The following is a 17024-nucleotide window of genomic DNA, read 5'->3' as shown; positions in this document are numbered from 1 at the left end:
CGGCGAACGGGCCCTACGGCGTGAAGTGGGACAGGATTTCCGGGTTGGCCATCGAGTCGCGGTTGGCGGCCTTGTCGACCGGGGTGCCCTGGAGGATCTTGCGGACGGGGACCTCCAGCTTCTTGCCCGACAGCGTCCGCGGGATGCCGGGGACGGCGTGCACCTCGTCCGGGACGTGCCGCGGCGACAGCGACGACCGGATCTCGCGCTTCAGCCGTCCGAGCAGGTCGTCGGTGAGGGACGCGCCCTCCGCGAGCTGGACGTACAGCAGCAGCCGCCCCTCCTGGCCGAGCCGCCCGGTGTCGATGACGAGGCTGTCGGCGATCTCCTCGAACGCCTCGACCACGCGGTAGAAGTCGGACGTCCCCATGCGGACGCCGCCGCGGTTCAGCGTGGAGTCGGACCGCCCGTAGATGACGCAGCCGCCGTCCGGGAGGACCTTCACCCAGTCGCCGTGCCGCCACACGCCCGGGTACATGTCGAAATAGGACTCGCGGTACCGTTCGCCGCCTTCGCCGCCCGCGTCGTTCCAGAAGAAGACGGGCATGGACGGCATCGGCTCGGTGATGACCAGCTCGCCGACCTCGTCCACGACCGGCGCGCCGTCGTCGCCGAACGCCTCCACCTTCGCGCCGAGGCCGCGGCACTGGATGACGCCCGCGCGCAGCGGCAGCAGCGGCGAGGGGCCGACGAACCCGGTGCACAGGTCGGTGCCGCCGGAGAACGAGCCGAGCAGCAGGTTCTTCCCGACCGCCTCGTACACCCAGGCGAACCCCTCGGGCGGCAGCGGCGAGCCGGTCGAGCCGATGCCGCGCAGCGCCGACAGGTCGAGTTCCGCGCCGGGACGGCGGCCCTCCTTCGCGGACGCCGTGATGTACGGCGCGCCGACGCCCATGTAGGTGACGCCGTTCTCGGCGGCGAGCGTCCACAGGTCGAGCGGGGCGCCGTCGTACATGACGACGGTGGAGCCCACGAGCAGGCCGCCGATGAGGTAGTTCCACATCATCCAGCCGGTGGTGGTGAACCAGAAGAACACGTCCCCTGGTCCGAGGTCCTGGTGGAACGACAGCGCCTTGAGGTGTTCCAGCACGACCCCGCCGTGGCCGTGGACGAGCGGCTTCGGCAGCCCGGTCGTCCCGGACGAGTAGACCACCCACAGCGGATGGTCGAACGGGACGTCCTCGAACACCAGCTCGTCGTGGCCCGGACGCGGCAGGTCGCCGTAGTGCATGCCGACGCGGAGGCCGTCCGGGGCGGCGGCCGGGTCCAGGTACGGGATCAGGACGGTCGCGGCGAGGGTCGGCAGCGCGGCCTCGATCTCCCCGACGACCTCCCGCCGGTCGAACCGCTTGCCGTTGTAGGCGTAGCCGTCCACGGCGATGAGGACCTTCGGCTCGATCTGCGCGAACCGGTCGATCACCGAGGACGAGCCGAAGTCCGGGGAGCACGACGACCAGATCGCGCCCAGCGACGCCGTGGCGAGGAAGCAGATCAGCGCCTCGGGGATGTTCGGGACGTACGCCGCCACCCGGTCGCCCTTGCCCACGCCCAATTCGGCGAGGCCGGCGCGCACTTCGGCCACGTGCAGGGCCAGCTCGCGGTACGTCAGCACGCGGTGCCCGCCCGCCTCCGACCGGAAGATCACCGCGGTTTCGTCGGGGGTCCGCTCGGCCCGGCGCAGCGCGTTGGCCGCGTAGTTGAGCGTCGCGCCGGGGAACCATTTCAGGCCGTCCACCGGCATGGGGCCACCGGCCCGGACCGGGCCGTCGCCGCGCTCGCCGACGACCTCGAAGTAGGACCAGATCGCGTCCCAGAACGCGTCGACCTCCGTGACCGACCAGCGCCACAGGTCGTCGTAGGTCTCGGTGAGGACGCCCCGGTCCCACAGCCAGTGGACGAAGTGGGTCACCCGCGCGTTGGCGACGACCTCCTCCGACGGCTCCCACAGCGGCGAACCTTCGGCGACCTCACGGGACATCTCTCTCCCTCCACTGGCGCGCGGCGATCCCAATATCGGCCGAGGCCGCATACCGCGCAACTTCCCAGATCGTCCCGAGCGTACGCGTCGGCCCGGAAGCGGTCAGATGCGGGTCAGGTCGGCGATGGCGCTGACCACGGCCTTGGTGTCGGCGAGCGTCGCGACGACGCGGTCGGCGCCGGCGGCGCGCAGCTCGGCCTCGGTGGCGCTGCCGGTGGCGACGGCGATGATCGGGGACCCGGCGATGTGCGCGGCCTGGACGTCGCGCGGCGAGTCGGCGATGTAGACGGTGGCGCCCTCGGGGTAGCGGGCGCCGTGCCGTTCCCCGGCGCGGGTGCGGGCCAGCTCCAGGAGGGCGGCCTTGCTGTAGACGCCGTTCTCGTAGCCGCCCGCGTCCAGGTCGAGGTGGGGGGCGAGGCCCAGCTCGGTCACCTTCACAACAGCGTTCGGCTGAACGGACCCGGTGAGCACCGACTGCACCACGCCCGGCACATGGGAGAGCGCCTCGACGGCCTCGCGGGCCCCGGCCAGCACGCGGCCGTGGGCGCGCACGTCGGAGCGGCGGGTCGCGAACGCCTCGGCTAGCGCGGCCATGAAGGCGGGCAGATGGTCGTCGGTGGTGACGACGTCGTTGAACGCGAGGGTCTCGAAGATGATCTCGGACTCGGTGCGGCCGGGGGTGGGCGCCAGCCGGACGAGGGGGCGCCCGATGGTCCGCTGGAACGCCTCGGCGTAGGCGTCCCGGGTGACCCGCCCGACGTCGACCAGGGTGTGATCGATGTTCCACAGCACCAGACGGTTGAGCGTCGACATCCCGTTCCCATGCGAGGTTGGACGAGCAGGCGGACGGCGGTCAGGTCGGGCGGCGGCGGCCCCGGCGCCGGCGCGCCCCACCGGAGCGGCGGGGCGAGCTTATCGTCCGGCCTTCCGGGTGCCGTCCGCAACCATGCACGCGGCAAGAGCCTCCGGGTCAGGGGCCCATGTGCGGGTAGCGGTGGTCGGTCGGCGGGACGAGCGTCTCCTTGATGGAGCGGACGCTGGTCCAGCGGGTGAGGTTGAACACCGAGCCGGCCTTGTCGTTGGTGCCGGACGCGCGGGCGCCGCCGAACGGCTGCTGCCCGACGATCGACCCGGTCGGCTTGTCGTTGATGTAGAAGTTCCCGGCCGCGAACCGGAGCGCGTCGGCGGCGGCGGCGATCGCGGCGCGGTCCTCGGCGATGATCGCGCCGGTCAGGCCGTACTCGGACACGCTCTCCATCTGGTGCAGGACGGCGTCGTAGTCGCCGTCGTCGTAGACGTGCACGCCGACGATCGGCCCGAAGTACTCCGTCGTGAAGATCTCGTCGGTCGGGTCGGACGACTCCAGGACGGTCGGCCGGACGAAGTAGCCGGACGAGTCGTCCAGCTCCCCGCCCGTGAGGATCTCGATGGTGTCGACGTCGCGGGCCCGTTCGATGGCGCGGCGATGCTTGGCGAACGCGCGGTCGTCGATCACCGCGCCCATGAACAGCGACAGGTCCTCGGCGACGTTGCCCATCGTGAGGGACTCGGTCTCGGCGAGGAAGTCGTCCCGCATCCGGTCCCAGACGGAGCGCGGGATGTAGGCGCGGGACGCGGCGGAGCACTTCTGCCCCTGGTACTCGAACGCGCCGCGGACGAGCGCGGTCTTCAGCACCGCCGGGTCGGCCGTCGGGTGGGCGACGACGAAGTCCTTGCCGCCGGTCTCGCCGACGATGCGGGGGTAGCCCTTGTAGGCGGAGATGTGCTCGCCGATCGTCCGCCAGAGGTTCTGGAAGGTGGCGGCGGAGCCGGTGAAGTGCAGCCCGGCCAGGTGGGGGTGGCGCAGCGCCACGTTCGAGACGGCCTGCCCGTTCCCGGTGACGAGGTTGATCACGCCGGGCGGGAGCCCGGCGGCCTCCAGCAGCCGCATCGTGAAGTGCGCGGCGAGCTGCTGCGTCGGGGACGGCTTCCACACCACGACGTTGCCCATCAGCGCGGGCGCGGTCGGCAGGTTCCCGGCGATCGCGCTGAAGTTGAACGGCGTGATCGCGAGGACGAACCCCTCCAGCGGCCGGTATTCGAGCCGGTTCCACACGCCCGGGGACGACAGCGGCTGGATCTCGTGGATCTGCTGCGCATAGCGGACGTTGAACCGCCAGAAGTCGATCAGCTCGCAGGCCGCGTCGATCTCGGCCTGCTGCACGGACTTGGACTGCCCGAGGACCGTGGCGGCGTTCACCGTCGAGCGCCACGGCCCGGCGAGCAGGTCGGCGGCGCGGAGGAAGATCGCGGCGCGGTCCTCGAACGCCATGGCCCGCCATCCGGGCGCGGCCTCCCGCGCGGCGGAGATCGCCTCGGCCACGTCCGGCTCGGTCGCGTCGCCCATCCGGCCGAGGACGTGGCCGTGGTTGTGCGGCTCGACGACGTCGATCGGCGTGCCCGCGCCCATGCGCCGCTCGCCGCCGATCGTCATGGTCAGCTCGGTCTGCGCGCCGCCGAGCTCCTTGATCCTGGCCTCCAGCGCGGCCCGCTCGCCGCTGCCGGGCGCGTAGGTCTTGACCGGCTCGTTCACCGGTGCGGGCACGTTGGTGACGGCGTCCATCTGACGGCTCCCTGCGATTCCGGCCTCGTTGTCCGACGTGCCGGGACCTACCCGCCGATATGCCGGTCAGTCGAGGAGGTGAGGGAGTTCCTGGGTGGCGTACCAGAGGAGTTCGTGGCCTTCGGCGCCGTCCACGGTGAAACGGGCGTCGTCGTCGCCGGCGTCGGCGGCGAGGAGGGCGTCGGCCGCGGCGGCGATGTCGGCGGCGGCGTTCGCGTCGTCCACATGGCCGGACGCGATCCGCTTCCACGGGACGGCTTCGGAGAGCGCGACCTGCGCGCGGTCGTCGTTGGCCAGTCCGGCGTCGCCGCGCTGCCAGGTGACCAACTGGTCGGGGACCTCCGCGGCGAGGACGACGCGGCGGCGCGGGGCGGCGGGGTCGGCGGCGAGGAGCCGCAGGGAGGCGCGGGCGGCGGCGGACAGCGCCGCGTACTCCAGCTCCTCCAGATCGCCGCCCGCGTACCACTCGCGCAGCGCGGGCGTGACCGCGTGGGCCGCGACCGGCGCGGGACCGATCTCCTGGGCGGCGCGGACGCCGGCGAGGAGCGTGAGCGTGGACGGCAGGTAGACGCGCATGACGGTCAGCCAGTCTGCCAGACGGTCACGGCAGGACGTTCAACGCGCGCAGTTCGGCGATGGTGGTGTCGGGACCGGTGTGGTGGATGCCGTGGAGCCCGAGGTCCTCCGCGGCGCGGACGTTGTGCTCGATGTCGTCGATGAAGACGCAGTCGGCGGCGTCCAGGCCGAGGACGGCGAGGGCGTGCCGGAAGATCCGCTCGTCGGGCTTGCGGAGGCCGACCTCCGAGGAGATGACGACGGCGTCGAAGACCTCGGCGAACAGGTCGCGGGGGTAGTCGTTGCCCCACGAGTTGGACAGGACGGCCGTACGGGCCCCGGCGGCGCGGGCCGCGCGGAGCGCGTCGTACATGGGCCGGACGGGCGCGAACGCCCCGAACATGCGGGCAATGAGCCCCGCCGCCGGAACCGGCTCGCCGTCGTCGGTGAGCAGCTCGGCGGCGAGGAGGCGCTCGAACTCCGCGGCGGGGAGGCTGCCGTCCTCGAGCCCGTGGATCGGGTTCGTCCCGGCGCCGTCGTACGCCTGCTTCACCCAGGCGCGCATCACGTCCTTGTACCGCTGGACGTCGATGCGCTCGGCGGCGAGCCACACGTCGATCGCCTCGTTGAGAGGGGAGGTCAGGACGCCGCCCCAGTCGGTGATCACAGCTCTGGGCGTCGCGTGTCGTTCGTCTCGCACGGCCCGATAGTAGGTGATTTCGGACCGATCCCCGAACCCCGTTCTGCCGTACTCCCCCGTCCGAAAGGCCGCCGGCCCCAACTACCGGCCGGCCCCCGGATCCTCGATCAGGCCGATCTGAGCCGTTGCAGAGCCTCCCGCACGCCCCCATCGGCCTCTTCAAGCACCACCGTCGCGCGTGCCGCGGGCACCTCACCGAGAAGTGAGACGAGCGCCACGCGCGTGTTGCCTCCTGCCTCTGTCAGCGCGTTCTCGCAGGTCCGCGCGTCCATCCCCGTCGCCTCCGTGAGGATGCGGACGAGCCGGGCGCGCAGCTTGCCGTTCAGCGCGTTGACGCTGACCATCAGGTTGGAGTAGGTCCGGCCCATCCTGATCATCAGTGTGGTGGAGAAGGAGTTGAGCACGAGCTTGGTCGCCGTGCCCGCCTTCATCCGGGTGGACCCGCTGATCACCTCGGGTCCGGTGGCGAGGCCGATGTGCACCTCCACCTCGTCCCCGTACGGGGTGTGCGGGTTGCAGCTGATCAGCGCCGTGCGGGCGCCGACGCGGGCGGCGGCGCGCAGCGCGCCGACCACGTACGGCGTGCGCCCGCTCGCCGCGATGCCGACCGCGATGTCGCCGGGCCGGACGTCGCAGGCGTCCCGGCGGCCGAGCTCGACGTCGTCCTCGACGTCGGAGATCGCCTGGGACAGCGCGCCCGGCCCGCCGGCGTGGTGGGCGACCACCCGCCCCCAGATGCCGAACGTGGGCGGCAGCTCGGCGGCGTCGATCACCGCGAGCCGTCCCGACGTGCCCGCGCCGAAGTAGTGCACGCGTCCTCCAGCGCGCAGCGACTCCACGGCGAGGTCCACCAGCCGGGCAACCTCCGGCAGGACGGACGCCACGGCCATCGGAACGGTCGCGTCCTCAGAGTTGATCAGGCGCAGCACCTCCAGGGTGGGCAGTGTGTCGACGTCGAGGGTGCGGGGGTTCCGTCCCTCGGTGGGCAGCTCGCAATCGATCACCGACGCCTCCGGTCGGGTCGCACGGTCCGGCCGCGGACCGCCTCGAATGTGGCTTCCAGGGCCTTGCGGGTCGGCCCGTAGGTGCGCTGCGCCACCCCGACGAAGAGGCAGTCGACCACGGTGAGCTGCGCCAGCCGGCTCGCTGTGGCGCCGGAGCGGAAGGTCGTCTCCCGCGCCGCCGTGGTCAGGATCAGGTCGGCCACCTCCGCGATCGGGGACTTGGGGAAGTTGGTGAGCGCCACCGTCTTGGCGCCCCTGCTCTTGGCGACCTCCAGCGCGTCGATGGTCTCGACCGTCGAGCCCGTGTGCGAGATGCCGATCGCCACGCTCGTGGGGCCCAGCACCGCGGCGCTGGTGAGCATGATGTGGGCGTCCGCCCAGGCCGAGCAGATCCGTCCGATGCGGTGCAGCTTCTGCTGGAAGTCGGCCGCGACGAACGCGCTGGCGCCGACGCCGTAGACGTCGACCCGGTCCGCGGCGACGACGGCGTCCACGACCTGTTCGAGCATCTTGATGTCGAGCTGGGAGGCGGTCTCCTCCACGGCCCGCGCATCGGCGAAGGTCACCTTCTCAACGATCTGTTCGAGGGAGTCGTCGGGACTGATGTCGCTGCCGATGACCCTGCCCCCGGCGGCGCTCTGCGCCCGCCCGGCCTCCGTGGCGAGGGTCAGCCGCAGCTCTGGGTACCCGTGGAACCCGATCGCCCGGCAGAACCGGATGACCGTGGTCTCGGACGTACCGCACGTCTGCGCGAGTTCGGTGATGGTGGAGTTGGCGACCCCTTCGGGGTCGTCGATGACGCGTTGGGCGACTCGCCGCTCCGCGGGGGGCAGCGAGGGAAGCAGCGAGCGGACCCGGACCACGGTGCTCAGCGGCGTGCTGTCCCGGTCCCGCTCCGGGGCCTGGCCCGCCGCCTGGTCCCGTGGTGAACCGGGCTCCCCCGCGATCCCCCGCTCGGGGCCCTGCTCGAGGCTCCGCTCGGAGCCGATGGGTTTCCTCATGATGGAAATTTTCTTACGCGCGGGATGTCACGTCAACGGTAGAAAAGGCTACGGTCGCCATGTGTTGACCCATTTGGCCGGTCCTTACGTGGTCGGTATCGACGCGGGTGGCACGAAGACCCGCTGCGTCGTGCTGACGCTGGGGGGTGCTCTGGCCGGTTCCGGCACCGGCCCTGGAGCAAATCCCAACTCTGGAGGCGACACCGCCGGGGCGCTGACCACCGCCCTGCGCGAGGCGCTCGGGGACCTTGACCGTACCCTCATCCTCACCGGCGTGTTCGGCATCGCCGGCGCCGGCTCCGCCGGACGGCCCGCGGCCGTCGCGGCGGCGCGGCAGGCCTGGCAGGCCGTCGGCCTGCGCGGCTCGCCCGCGGTGGTGACCGATATCGCGGTGGCGTTCCACGCCGGAACCAGCGAGCCCAAGGGCATCGTGGTGTTCTCCGGCACGGGCGCCGGCGCGGCGGTCATCAACGACGGGACGATCGTGCAGCGCGCGGACGGCTACGGCTGGCTCGTCGGGGACGAGGGTTCGGCGGTATGGCTCGGGAAGGAGGCCGTCCGGGCCGCGCTCGCCGCCTACGACGGCCGCGGCTCCCCGACGCTGCTCACCGATTCGGTCCCCCGGGCGCTGCTGGGCGCCACCGTGGTCGCGGAGATCGACGCGGAACGGCGGAGACCCCGCCGCCCGAGGGCGCTGGCCATGGCCGGCGCCCCTTCGTCGTCACCGGGCGCCTCGCTGCTTTCGCAGGCCGTCAACCTCTCCTCCAGAGGCGGCACCCCTCACGGCACCCCCCTCCGGAGCGGCGCGGGAACCGCCGTGCTGCTCCCCGACCCCCCTGGCCCGCCGTCCGGCGACGGGCCCGGTCCGCCGCCCGGGAACGGCCGTTACCCGCCTACCGGGAACGTGCCGCATCCGGCGTCCGGAGAAGGCCCGGCGGGTCCGCACCGCCCGCCGGGCCCGCCCGGCTCCCACGGCCCGCCGGGCCATCCGGGCTCGCATGGACCGCCAGGCTCGCACGGGCCGCCGGGCCATCCCGGCGGGCACGGGCCGCGCGGCGATCCGGGCAGTCCCTATGAGGTGGGCGGCCCGCGGGGCGATCCGGCGCCGCCGGGCCACCCCGAGGCGCCCGGCACCCCGCCCAACCCCCGCCTCGCCCAGGCGATCATCAAGGAGGTGTACGGCCGTCCGCCCGCGGCGCTGGGCCGGCTCGGCCCGGTGGTCGCCGCCGCCGCGGCCGCCGGCGACCCGGTGGCCAGGCGCATCACCGAAGAGGCCGCGCAGTGGCTGCTCCGCGACGTGGACGCGGTGCGCCCGGCCTTGTCCGACCCCGGCGCACCGGTCGTCATGCACGGCTCGGTGCTCCGTGAGGGCCCCGTCGCCGAGGCCGTCCGCACCGGGCTGCGCGACCGCTTCGCCGCGGCGCCGCGCTGCGCGGGCGACGGAGCCGTCGGCGCGGCCGGGATGGCGCTGCGCCGCCTCGGCCACCCCCTGCCCGGCTGAGCTCCCCGCCCGGCCGGTCCGGCACCGGCTGTCCCGTTCCAGCCCGGCCGATCCCGCAAGAGACGGCGTCCAGGCCGTCAGGGTTCATCGCGATGGACCCCACAAGATCCACACCCGTGATCCTGGGGTCCATCGTGATCGTCCTGTTACGCGGGGGGCAGTCGTGCAAGGGGTGGCCTGCCGAGTCGACAGCGGGGACGGCGAGCGGTTAACGTCGCGACCGTCCGATGCGACCGAGGAACCGAGACCATGTCGGGGGGCCTGGTCAGGTGCGTGCTACCCGTCCACTCGCGCTCGCGGCGGCGCTGACCTTGGCGGTCACCGCGGGCTGCGGCGGCGGAGACGACCGCGGCGACGGGCCGCGGCCGTCCGGCTCGCGCGGCGTCCAGCCGAAGGACCCGGACGCCTGGATCCCCGGCCATGTCGCGAAGATGAGCCTGGAGGAGAAGGTCGGGCAGCTGTTCGTGACGCGGTTCACCAGCCGCGCCGACGCCCTCGCCAAGATCAGGAAGTACCGCGTGGGCGGGCTGATCTACTTCCCCGGCAATTTCGGCGCCCCGGCGAAGACGGCCGCGCAGTCGAACGCGCTGCAGAAGGCGTCCAAGATCCCGCTGCTGCTCGGCGTGGACGAGGAGCAGGGCATCGTGTCGCGGACGCCGTTCATCACCGCCTTCCCCGGCAACATGGCGCTCGGCGCGACCGGCAGCCCCGCCGACGCCGGCGCCGCCGCGCGGGTCACCGGCACGGAGCTGCGCGCGGTCGGCATCAACCTGGACTACGCGCCCGACGCCGACGTGAACGTGAACCCGCGCAACCCGGTGATCGGGCTGCGCTCGTTCGGCGCCGAGCCCGGCCTCGTGTCGAAGCTGACCGCCGGGGCCGTCGACGGGTACCAGGCCGCCGGGGTCGCCGCTGCGGCCAAGCACTTCCCCGGGCACGGCGACACCGCCACCGACAGCCACACCGGCCTGCCGGTGATCAAGCACTCGCGCCCGATGTGGGAGCGGCTGGACGCGCCCCCGTTCCGCGCGGCGATCGGCGCGGGCGTCGACATGGTCATGACCGCGCACATCGTCGTGCCGAAGCTCGACGGGTCGGGCGATCCGTCCACGCTGTCGCGGAACGTCCTGGTCAGGCTGCTGCGCGGCACGCTCGGCTACAAGGGCGTGATCACGACGGACTCGCTGGAGATGGCGGGCGTGCGGGACAAGTACGGCGACGCGGCCGTGCCGGTCCGCGCGATCGAGGCGGGCGCCGACCAGCTGCTGATGCCGCCGAGCCTGCCGCGCGCCTACCGGGCGGTGCTGGCGGCCGTCCGGTCCGGGAAGATCCCGGAGACGCGGCTGGACGGCTCCGTCACGCGCATCCTCAAGCTCAAGCAGCGGCGCGGCCTGTTCCAGGACACCGCCGCCGACCCGGCCAAGGCCGCTGCCGTGATCGGGACGTCCGCGCACAAGGCCATCGCCCGGCAGGTCGCCGAGCACGCGGTCACGCTCGTCCGGAACGACCGGAACGTGCTGCCGCTGAAGGGCAAGAAGGTCGCCGTCACCGGCCCTGCGGCCGGGACGCTGCGCGCGGCGCTGCGCCGCAACGGAGTCACGGTGACCTCCCCTGGCTCGGCGGACGTCACCGTCCTGACCACCCTGAACGCGGGCGGGGCCACGGCCGCCAAGGTCCGGGCGCTCGGCTCGAAGCCGGTCGTGGTCGCGGCGCTGGGCCGTCCCTACGACCTCGACTCCGCCAAGGGCGCGGCGGCGGCGCTCGCCACGTACTCGTCCAGCGCGGTGTCGGTCAACGCCCTCGGCCGGGTGCTGAGCGGCGCGGTCAAGCCGACCGGCCGGCTACCGGTGCCCGCGGCCGGGAAGCAGGTCGGCCACGGCCTCGGCTACCGGTAGCCGGAACGCGTCAGATCCCCAGCTCCGCCAGGCCCGGCAGGTGCGCGCGGGCGGCCTCGCGGGCCTGCGCGGCGGTGCGGGCGGCACGGGCGGCCGCGGCGGCCTGGCGGCACTCGTTCAGCGTGTGCCGGGCGAGCGCGGCCCGCACCAGCGGAAGGGCGGGCGCGCTCATCGACAGCGACGTCACGCCGAGCCCGACCAACACGCAGGCGAGCGCCGGGTCGGCGGCGGCCTCGCCGCAGACCCCGCACGGGACGCCCGCATCGGCGGCCGGGGCGATCAGGTCGAGGATCGCGGGCTGCCACGGGTCCTGGAGATGCGCGAGTCCGCCGATCTGCCGGTCCGCCGCGCACGCGTACTGCGTGAGGTCGTTGGTGCCGATGCTGAAGAACTCGACCTCCAGCGCGATGTCGCGGGCGCGGAGCGCGGCGGCGGGCACCTCGATCATGACGCCGGGACGCGCGATGCCGGCGTCGCGGCAGGCGGCGGCGAAGTAGGCGGCCTCCGCCGCGTCCGTCACCATCGGGGCCATGACCTGCAGCTTCGTGGTCAGCCCCGCGGAGGCGCGGGCCAGTGCGGCGAGCTGGGCCGTCAGGACGTCCGGGTGCCGGCGCGACATCCGGATGCCGCGCTCGCCGAGCGCGGGGTTCGGCTCCTCGCCGGGCGGCGGGAGGAACTTGAGCGGCTTGTCGGCGCCCGCGTCCAGCGTCCGGACGACGACGCGGCCCTCCGGGAACGCCTCCAGGACGGTCCGGTACGCCGCCTCCTGCTCCTCGTCGGTCGGCGCCTTGTGCCGGTCGAGGAAGAGGAACTCGGTGCGGTACAGGCCGACGCCCTCCGCGCCGTTGGCGCGCGCGGCGTCGACGTCCTTCGGGCCGCCGACGTTCGCCAGCAGCGGCACCCGGTGGCCGTCCTTGGTGGCGCCGGGCCCGGTGGAGTCCTCAAGGGCGGCGGCGCGGGCGGCGGCAGCGGCGCGGGCCGCGGCGACGTCGGCGTCGGACGGGTCGGGACGCACCGTCCCCGCGGCCCCGTCGACGAGGACGCGGGTGCCGTCCGCCAGCGTCGTCGCGCCGGGCAGCGCCACCACGGCGGGGACGCCCATCGTCCGGGCGATGATCGCGGTGTGGCTCGTCGGCCCGCCCTCCTCGGTCACGAACGCGATGACCTGCGCCGGGTCGAGGACGGCCGTGTCCGCGGGCGCGAGATCGCGCGCGACCAGCACGAACGGCTCGTCCGACTCCGGGACGCCGGGCATCGGCAGGCCGAGCAGCCGGGCGAGCGCGCGGTCGCGGATGTCGTCCAGGTCGGTGACCCGGGCCGCCATGTACTCGCCGGCGCCGGCGAGGAGTTCGCGGTAGACGCCGAACGACTCGAACACGGCGCGGGCGGCGGCGACCCCGCGGTCGACCCGGGCGCGGACGTCGTCGGCGAGGCCGGGGTCGCGGGCCATCAGCGCCTGCGCGCCGAGCACCTCCTCACCCATGGGGTTGCCCACCGCGGCGGCGCGGGTGCCGCGTTCCTCCAGCTCGACGGCGACGGCCTCCAGCGCGGCGAGGGCCGTCGCGCGCTCGGCCTCGGCGTCGCCGCCGTGCCGGGACCCGGCGGGCGGCTCGGGGACGGCCCCGGCGATGGTCCGCACCGGCCCGGCGCCGACGCCCGCGCTGACTCCCGCGCCCTGCAGAACCTCCGGCACCGTCAGGACTCCTCGGGCTCCGGCTCGGCCAGCAGCTTCTCAAGGTCGTCGAGCAGCTCGTCCGCGCCCGCGCCCTCCGCGGACAGCACGACCTCCTCCCCGTGCCGGGCGTCCAATCCGAGCACGGCGAGGATGCTCTTGGCGTTCACGGGGGCGCCGCCGGGCTTGCCCACGGTCACGTCCATCGGGGCCTTGGCGGCCGTCTGGACGAAAAGCGCGGCCGGCCGCGCATGCAGCCCCACCCTCGACTGGATCTTCACATTGCGCTCGGTCACGGCACACTCCTCTTGGCTTAGTTCTGTCCCGATTGGCACTGGCCATTCCGGCCGTGCCGGATGCCCTGCTGGTCCCGTCCGAGGCCGCGCACCCGCAGCGCGGGGCCCGGCACGACGTCCACGTCCTTCAAGTCGGCGACCACATGGTCGGCCCCGGCCAGCGCGTCCGCCGGCTGCGTGGTGGCGAGGCCCACGCAGGTCATGCCGGCGGACTTGACGGCCGCGACGCCCGCCGGGGTGTCCTCGAACCCGACCGCGTCCGCCGCCGGGACGCCGAGGTCCCGCGCGGCGGCCAGGTAGCCCTCCGGGTCGGGCTTGCCTGTGCCGACGTCCCCGGCGGTCCACGATGTCCATCAGTCCGCGGACGCCCAGGTCGTCCAGCAGGTCCTCGGCGTACGAGCGTTCCGCCGACGTCACCACGGCGAGCGGGATGCCGTGGTGCGCCAGCGTCCGGACGAGCTCCACCGCGCCGGGGACGGGCGCGACGGCCGGCATCCCGGGCGCCTTCTGGTAGGAGACGACCTGCTCGAACAGGTCCTCGACCGTCCGGCCGGGGAACAGGTGCGCCAGCTCCCCGAGCACCTCGAGCCCGCGGCGCCCCGCGAACGAGGCGATCAGCGCGTCGTCGTGGGGGACGCCGTGCGCGTCGAACAGCCGCGACCACTGGGCGCGGCTGCGCGGCTCGGTGTCGATGAGGGTGCCGTCGAGGTCGAACACCGCGGCGCCCAGCCCGATCATCGCCATCCGATCAGTTCCATGTGAACAGCTCGGCTCCCTTCGTCACCTCACCCGACTCCACGACGTCGGACAGGGCGTCGGCGCCCGCGTCCAGCGCCACGACCGCGCAGACCGGCGAGCGCCCGCCCGCCTCGATCAGGCCCGGGTCCCAGGCGACGACCGGCTGGCCGGACGTCACCTGGTCGCCCTCGGACACCAGGAGCTCGAACCCCTGGCCCTTGAGCTTGACGGTGTCGATGCCGAGATGGACGAGCACGCCGTGGCCCTCGCCGTCGACGACGACGTAGGCGTGCGGATGGAGTTTGACGATCGTGCCGGTGACGGGGGCGATGGCGTGGCCGGGGCCGCGCTCGGGGTCGACCGCCGTGCCCGGGCCCACCATGGCCTGGGCGAACACCGGGTCGGGCACGCCGGCGAGGCCGACCACCCGGCCGGAGACCGGTGACAGTACTCGGGTCATCAGCGGGGGTCTCCTTAGAGTCGGTCGTTATCGGTCGTGTCGGGGTCGGGGTCGGGGGTGGTTACTCGAGGATGTCCTCGATGTCGCTGGAGAGGGTGTCGGCCTCGGTGCCGACGACGACCTGGACGACGGTGCCGCTGCGCATGACGCCGAACGCGCCCGCCTTCTTCAGCGCGGCCTCGTCGACCTTGCCGCCGTCCTTGACCTCGGTGCGCAGCCGGGTGGCGCAGGGCTCGATCTCGATGATGTTGTCGGCGCCGCCCAGTCCGGCGACGATGGCCTCGGCCTTGTCCATGTTCTTCTCCTCGTCGGGGTGGGCCCGGGCCGGCTCTCGTCGCCCCGGGCTTTGCAGGGGGTTTGTATCAGTCTGTCTGGGTGACCTTGTTCAGGCCACGGGGCACGTCGGGGTCGATGCCGAGCCGGCGCGCCAGGTTCTCGACCAGGATCTGGCCGGGCACGATGAGGCCGAGCGGGGCCGTCCACTCGGGCAGCGCGGGGCCGGGCAGCGCCGCCGAGCACGCCGCCGCGAGGGCGTCGCCGCCGCCGACGCCGTAGGCGCGGGCGCCCGCGCTCTCGACCCGCTTGGCCAGCGCGACCGTGCCGGCCAGCGTCGGCCCCGAGTCGGCGGCGACGAGCAGCGCGGGGGTCTGCGCGTCGACGACGGCGATCGGGCCGTGCAGCAGGTCGGCGTAGGACAGGCCCATCGCGTGCAGGTAGCACGCCTCCTTGATCTTCAGCGCGAGCTCCAGCGCGGTGCCGAACGCGATGCCGCGCCCGGACACGACCGTGCCCGGCACCTTCGCCAGCTCCTCGACGATCTCGGGGAGGGCGGCCGACTCCTCGGTCAGCGCGATCATCCGGGCGACCTCGTCGGGGACGCGGCGCAGGTCGTCCTCGGCGACGTCGGCGCCCAGGCCGATGCCCAGCACCGACAGCGCGGCGAGCTGGGTGGTGTAGGTCTTGGTGGCCGGGACTGCGATCTCGTCGCCCGCCTCCGTGAGCAGGGCGACCTCGGCGATCTCGGCCAGCGGCGAGCCCGCGCCGTTGGTGACGGCGACCGTCCGGGCGCCGCAGTCGCCGGCCCAGCCGAGGGTCTCGACGATCTCCTCCGTCTTGCCGGACTGGCTGATCGCCACGGCCAGCACGCCGGACAGGTCCAGCTTGCGCTTGTAGGTGGTCGCGATCGACGGCGCGGCGAGCGTGGCCAGCCGTCCGGCGTGCGATTCGACCAGGTAGCGGCCGTACACCGCGGCGTTGTCCGACGACCCGCGCGCGATGAACAGCACCTGCCGCGTCTCGCGGGCGAGCGCCCCGAGGTCGGGGGTGCGCGGCAGCAGCGCGTCGATCGTCCGGCGCAGCGCGTCCGGCTGCTCGCCGATCTCGGCGCGCATCAAACTCGTCATGATCCCCCTCCGAAGACTTCCTGCCCGTTGACCCACGTCGTACGCGCCCGGTGGTCCGGCCCCAGCCAGACCAGGTCGGCGGCGGCGCCGGGGGCGATCCGGCCGAGGTCGGGACGGCCGATCAGGTCGGCCGGAACCCGGGTCGCGGCGTCCACCGCCGTGACCGTGTCGATGCCGATGCGGACGGCGTTGCCGACCGCGTCGTCCAGCCGGAGTCCGGATCCGGCCAGCGTGCCGTCGGCGCGCAGCGGCGGACCCTCCGCGGGCATGGTGATGGGCTCGCCGCCCAGCTCGTAGGTGCCCGGCGGCATGCCGGCGGCCGAGGCGGCGTCGGTGACGAGCACGACCCGTCCCGGCGCAGCGCGGAACACCAGCTCGGCCACCTTCGGCGCGACGTGGTGCAGGTCGAGGATCAGGCCGGGGCTCAGCCGGTCGTCGATGAGCGCCTGGACGGCCACGCCCGGGTCGCGGTGGTGGACGCCGGTCTGCGCGTTGAAGATGTGGGTGACCTTGCGGGCCCCGGCGTCGGCGGCGGCGGCGACCTGGTCGGCCGTCGCGTCGCTGTGCCCGACGCTGACCACCACGCCCGCCTCGGTGAGCGTGCGGATCGCGTCCAGCGCGCCGTTCCGCTCGGGCGCGAGGGTGACGAGCCTGACCAGCCCGGTCTCCAGCAGCGTCTCGAGCGCGCCGGGCTCCGGGTCGGTGAGGTGGACGGCGTTGTGCGCGCCCTTGCGCTTCTCCGACAGGAACGGTCCTTCGAGGTGGACGCCGAGGACGCGCGTCCCGTCCGGGAGGTTCGGGAGGAGGTCGCGGGCGCGGCGGAGGGCGGCGGCCTGCGTCTCGACGGGGGCGGTGATGAACGTGGGGAGGAACGCGGTCACGCCGGTCTCGGGGAGGCGGGTCACGACGGTGTGCCAGCCGGCCTCGTCGGCGTCCACCATGTCGTGGCCGAAGAAGCCGTTGACCTGGATGTCGACCAGGCCGGGCGCGAGCAGCCCGTCGCGCAGGTCGTGGTCGGGCGTGCCGAGCGTGGCGGGCGAACGGCCCCCGCCCGCCTCGACGATCACACCGTTCTCGGCCCGGACGTATCCCGGGGAGAGGACGCGGGTAGGACTGCCCGCGGGGGTAATGATCATGTTGGAGGCCGTGATCAGTAGTGATGCCATGTATGAGCACTCTCTGTGACACGACGATCGCTGGTCGTAAACGCCCGGTCCAA

At 73.6% G+C, this 17024-nt stretch carries 16 protein-coding genes and 1 pseudogene; 2 read left to right on the top strand and 15 right to left on the bottom strand.

Annotated elements, in window-relative coordinates; genetic code table 11:
• Nucleotides 1-13: 13 nt before the first annotated feature.
• The 7 genes from ACH35V_RS05265 to ACH35V_RS05235 form a co-directional block, all read right to left on the bottom strand.
• Nucleotides 14-1978, bottom strand: coding sequence for an acetoacetate--CoA ligase (locus tag ACH35V_RS05265; protein ID WP_395970366.1), 1965 nt, complete (start codon nucleotides 1976-1978; stop codon nucleotides 14-16).
• 102 nt (nucleotides 1979-2080) lie between these two features.
• Nucleotides 2081-2791 (bottom strand): HAD family hydrolase, encoded by a 711-nt coding sequence (locus tag ACH35V_RS05260; protein ID WP_395970365.1) that lies wholly within the window; start codon nucleotides 2789-2791, stop codon nucleotides 2081-2083.
• Between the two features lie 157 nt (nucleotides 2792-2948).
• A complete protein-coding gene (gene pruA, locus ACH35V_RS05255; RefSeq protein ID WP_395970364.1) occupies nucleotides 2949-4580 on the bottom strand; it encodes an L-glutamate gamma-semialdehyde dehydrogenase in 1632 nt (543 codons plus the stop codon).
• 66 nt (nucleotides 4581-4646) lie between these two features.
• Nucleotides 4647-5156: a DUF6912 family protein gene (locus ACH35V_RS05250; protein WP_395970363.1), complete on the bottom strand. Its 510-nt coding sequence runs from the start codon at nucleotides 5154-5156 to the stop codon at nucleotides 4647-4649.
• 25 nt (nucleotides 5157-5181) lie between these two features.
• Nucleotides 5182-5835: an HAD family hydrolase gene (locus ACH35V_RS05245; RefSeq protein ID WP_395970362.1), complete on the bottom strand. Its 654-nt coding sequence runs from the start codon at nucleotides 5833-5835 to the stop codon at nucleotides 5182-5184.
• 107 nt (nucleotides 5836-5942) lie between these two features.
• Nucleotides 5943-6839, bottom strand: coding sequence for an N-acetylmuramic acid 6-phosphate etherase (locus ACH35V_RS05240; RefSeq protein ID WP_395970361.1), 897 nt, complete (start codon nucleotides 6837-6839; stop codon nucleotides 5943-5945).
• Nucleotides 6836-7840, bottom strand: coding sequence for a MurR/RpiR family transcriptional regulator (locus ACH35V_RS05235; protein ID WP_395970360.1), 1005 nt, complete (start codon nucleotides 7838-7840; stop codon nucleotides 6836-6838). The genes ACH35V_RS05240 and ACH35V_RS05235 overlap by 4 nt, the downstream gene beginning before the upstream one ends.
• Nucleotides 7841-7901: 61 nt before the next feature.
• Here ACH35V_RS05235 and ACH35V_RS05230 point away from each other — a divergent pair, with 61 nt between their 5' ends.
• Entirely contained in the window at nucleotides 7902-9341 is a 1440-nt protein-coding gene (locus ACH35V_RS05230) for an N-acetylglucosamine kinase (RefSeq protein ID WP_395970359.1), read from the top strand.
• Nucleotides 9342-9610: 269 nt separating this feature from the next.
• Nucleotides 9611-11236, top strand: coding sequence for a glycoside hydrolase family 3 protein (locus ACH35V_RS05225; protein ID WP_395970358.1), 1626 nt, complete (start codon nucleotides 9611-9613; stop codon nucleotides 11234-11236).
• 10 nt (nucleotides 11237-11246) lie between these two features.
• On the opposite strand, the gene ptsP is transcribed toward ACH35V_RS05225, so the two are convergent.
• The 8 genes and pseudogenes from ptsP to nagA form a co-directional block, all read right to left on the bottom strand.
• Nucleotides 11247-12929, bottom strand: a complete 1683-nt coding sequence (gene ptsP, locus ACH35V_RS05220) for a phosphoenolpyruvate--protein phosphotransferase (protein WP_395970357.1) — start codon at nucleotides 12927-12929, stop codon at nucleotides 11247-11249.
• 2 nt (nucleotides 12930-12931) lie between these two features.
• Entirely contained in the window at nucleotides 12932-13204 is a 273-nt protein-coding gene (locus ACH35V_RS05215) for an HPr family phosphocarrier protein (RefSeq protein ID WP_395970356.1), read from the bottom strand.
• A 17-nt stretch (nucleotides 13205-13221) separates the two neighbouring features.
• Nucleotides 13222-13407 carry a hypothetical protein gene (locus ACH35V_RS05210; protein WP_395971153.1) on the bottom strand — a complete coding sequence of 62 codons (186 nt, stop codon included), beginning with the start codon at nucleotides 13405-13407 and terminating at the stop codon, nucleotides 13222-13224.
• Nucleotides 13408-13452: 45 nt separating this feature from the next.
• Nucleotides 13453-13942 (bottom strand): annotated as a pseudogene (locus tag ACH35V_RS05205) (HAD family hydrolase); the annotation flags it as partial.
• A 10-nt stretch (nucleotides 13943-13952) separates the two neighbouring features.
• Complete coding sequence (locus ACH35V_RS05200; RefSeq protein WP_395970355.1) at nucleotides 13953-14402, bottom strand: PTS glucose transporter subunit IIA; 450 nt, start codon at nucleotides 14400-14402, stop codon at nucleotides 13953-13955.
• 61 nt (nucleotides 14403-14463) lie between these two features.
• On the bottom strand, nucleotides 14464-14754 hold the full coding sequence (locus ACH35V_RS05195) for a glucose PTS transporter subunit EIIB (protein WP_395971139.1): 291 nt from the start codon (nucleotides 14752-14754) through the stop codon (nucleotides 14464-14466).
• Between the two features lie 10 nt (nucleotides 14755-14764).
• On the bottom strand, nucleotides 14765-15805 hold the full coding sequence (locus ACH35V_RS05190) for an SIS domain-containing protein (protein WP_395970354.1): 1041 nt from the start codon (nucleotides 15803-15805) through the stop codon (nucleotides 14765-14767).
• A complete protein-coding gene (gene nagA, locus ACH35V_RS05185; protein ID WP_395970353.1) occupies nucleotides 15802-16971 on the bottom strand; it encodes an N-acetylglucosamine-6-phosphate deacetylase in 1170 nt (389 codons plus the stop codon). Before nagA ends, ACH35V_RS05190 begins: the two co-directional genes overlap by 4 nt.
• Nucleotides 16972-17024 lie beyond the last annotated feature (53 nt).

The sequence above is a fragment of the Actinomadura sp. 1N219 genome, from assembly GCF_044326405.1.
GTDB lineage: Bacteria > Actinomycetota > Actinomycetes > Streptosporangiales > Streptosporangiaceae > Spirillospora.
Note: the sequence above shows the minus strand (reverse complement) of the source record. Positions and strands in the feature narration are given on the sequence as shown.

Excerpts from the sequence above, each read along its gene's own strand:
- ACH35V_RS05265 (WP_395970366.1), bottom strand. The coding sequence starts at position 1,978 with ATGTCCCGTGAGGTCGCCGAAGGTTCGCCGCTGTGGGAGCCGTCGGAG.
- ACH35V_RS05260 (WP_395970365.1), bottom strand. The coding sequence starts at position 2,791 with ATGTCGACGCTCAACCGTCTGGTGCTGTGGAACATCGATCACACCCTG.
- pruA (WP_395970364.1), bottom strand. The coding sequence starts at position 4,580 with ATGGACGCCGTCACCAACGTGCCCGCACCGGTGAACGAGCCGGTCAAG.
- ACH35V_RS05250 (WP_395970363.1), bottom strand. The coding sequence starts at position 5,156 with ATGCGCGTCTACCTGCCGTCCACGCTCACGCTCCTCGCCGGCGTCCGC.
- ACH35V_RS05235 (WP_395970360.1), bottom strand. The coding sequence starts at position 7,840 with ATGAGGAAACCCATCGGCTCCGAGCGGAGCCTCGAGCAGGGCCCCGAG.
- ACH35V_RS05210 (WP_395971153.1), bottom strand. The coding sequence starts at position 13,407 with ATGACCTGCGTGGGCCTCGCCACCACGCAGCCGGCGGACGCGCTGGCC.
- ACH35V_RS05200 (WP_395970355.1), bottom strand. The coding sequence starts at position 14,402 with ATGACCCGAGTACTGTCACCGGTCTCCGGCCGGGTGGTCGGCCTCGCC.
- ACH35V_RS05190 (WP_395970354.1), bottom strand. The coding sequence starts at position 15,805 with ATGACGAGTTTGATGCGCGCCGAGATCGGCGAGCAGCCGGACGCGCTG.
- nagA (WP_395970353.1), bottom strand. The coding sequence starts at position 16,971 with ATGGCATCACTACTGATCACGGCCTCCAACATGATCATTACCCCCGCG.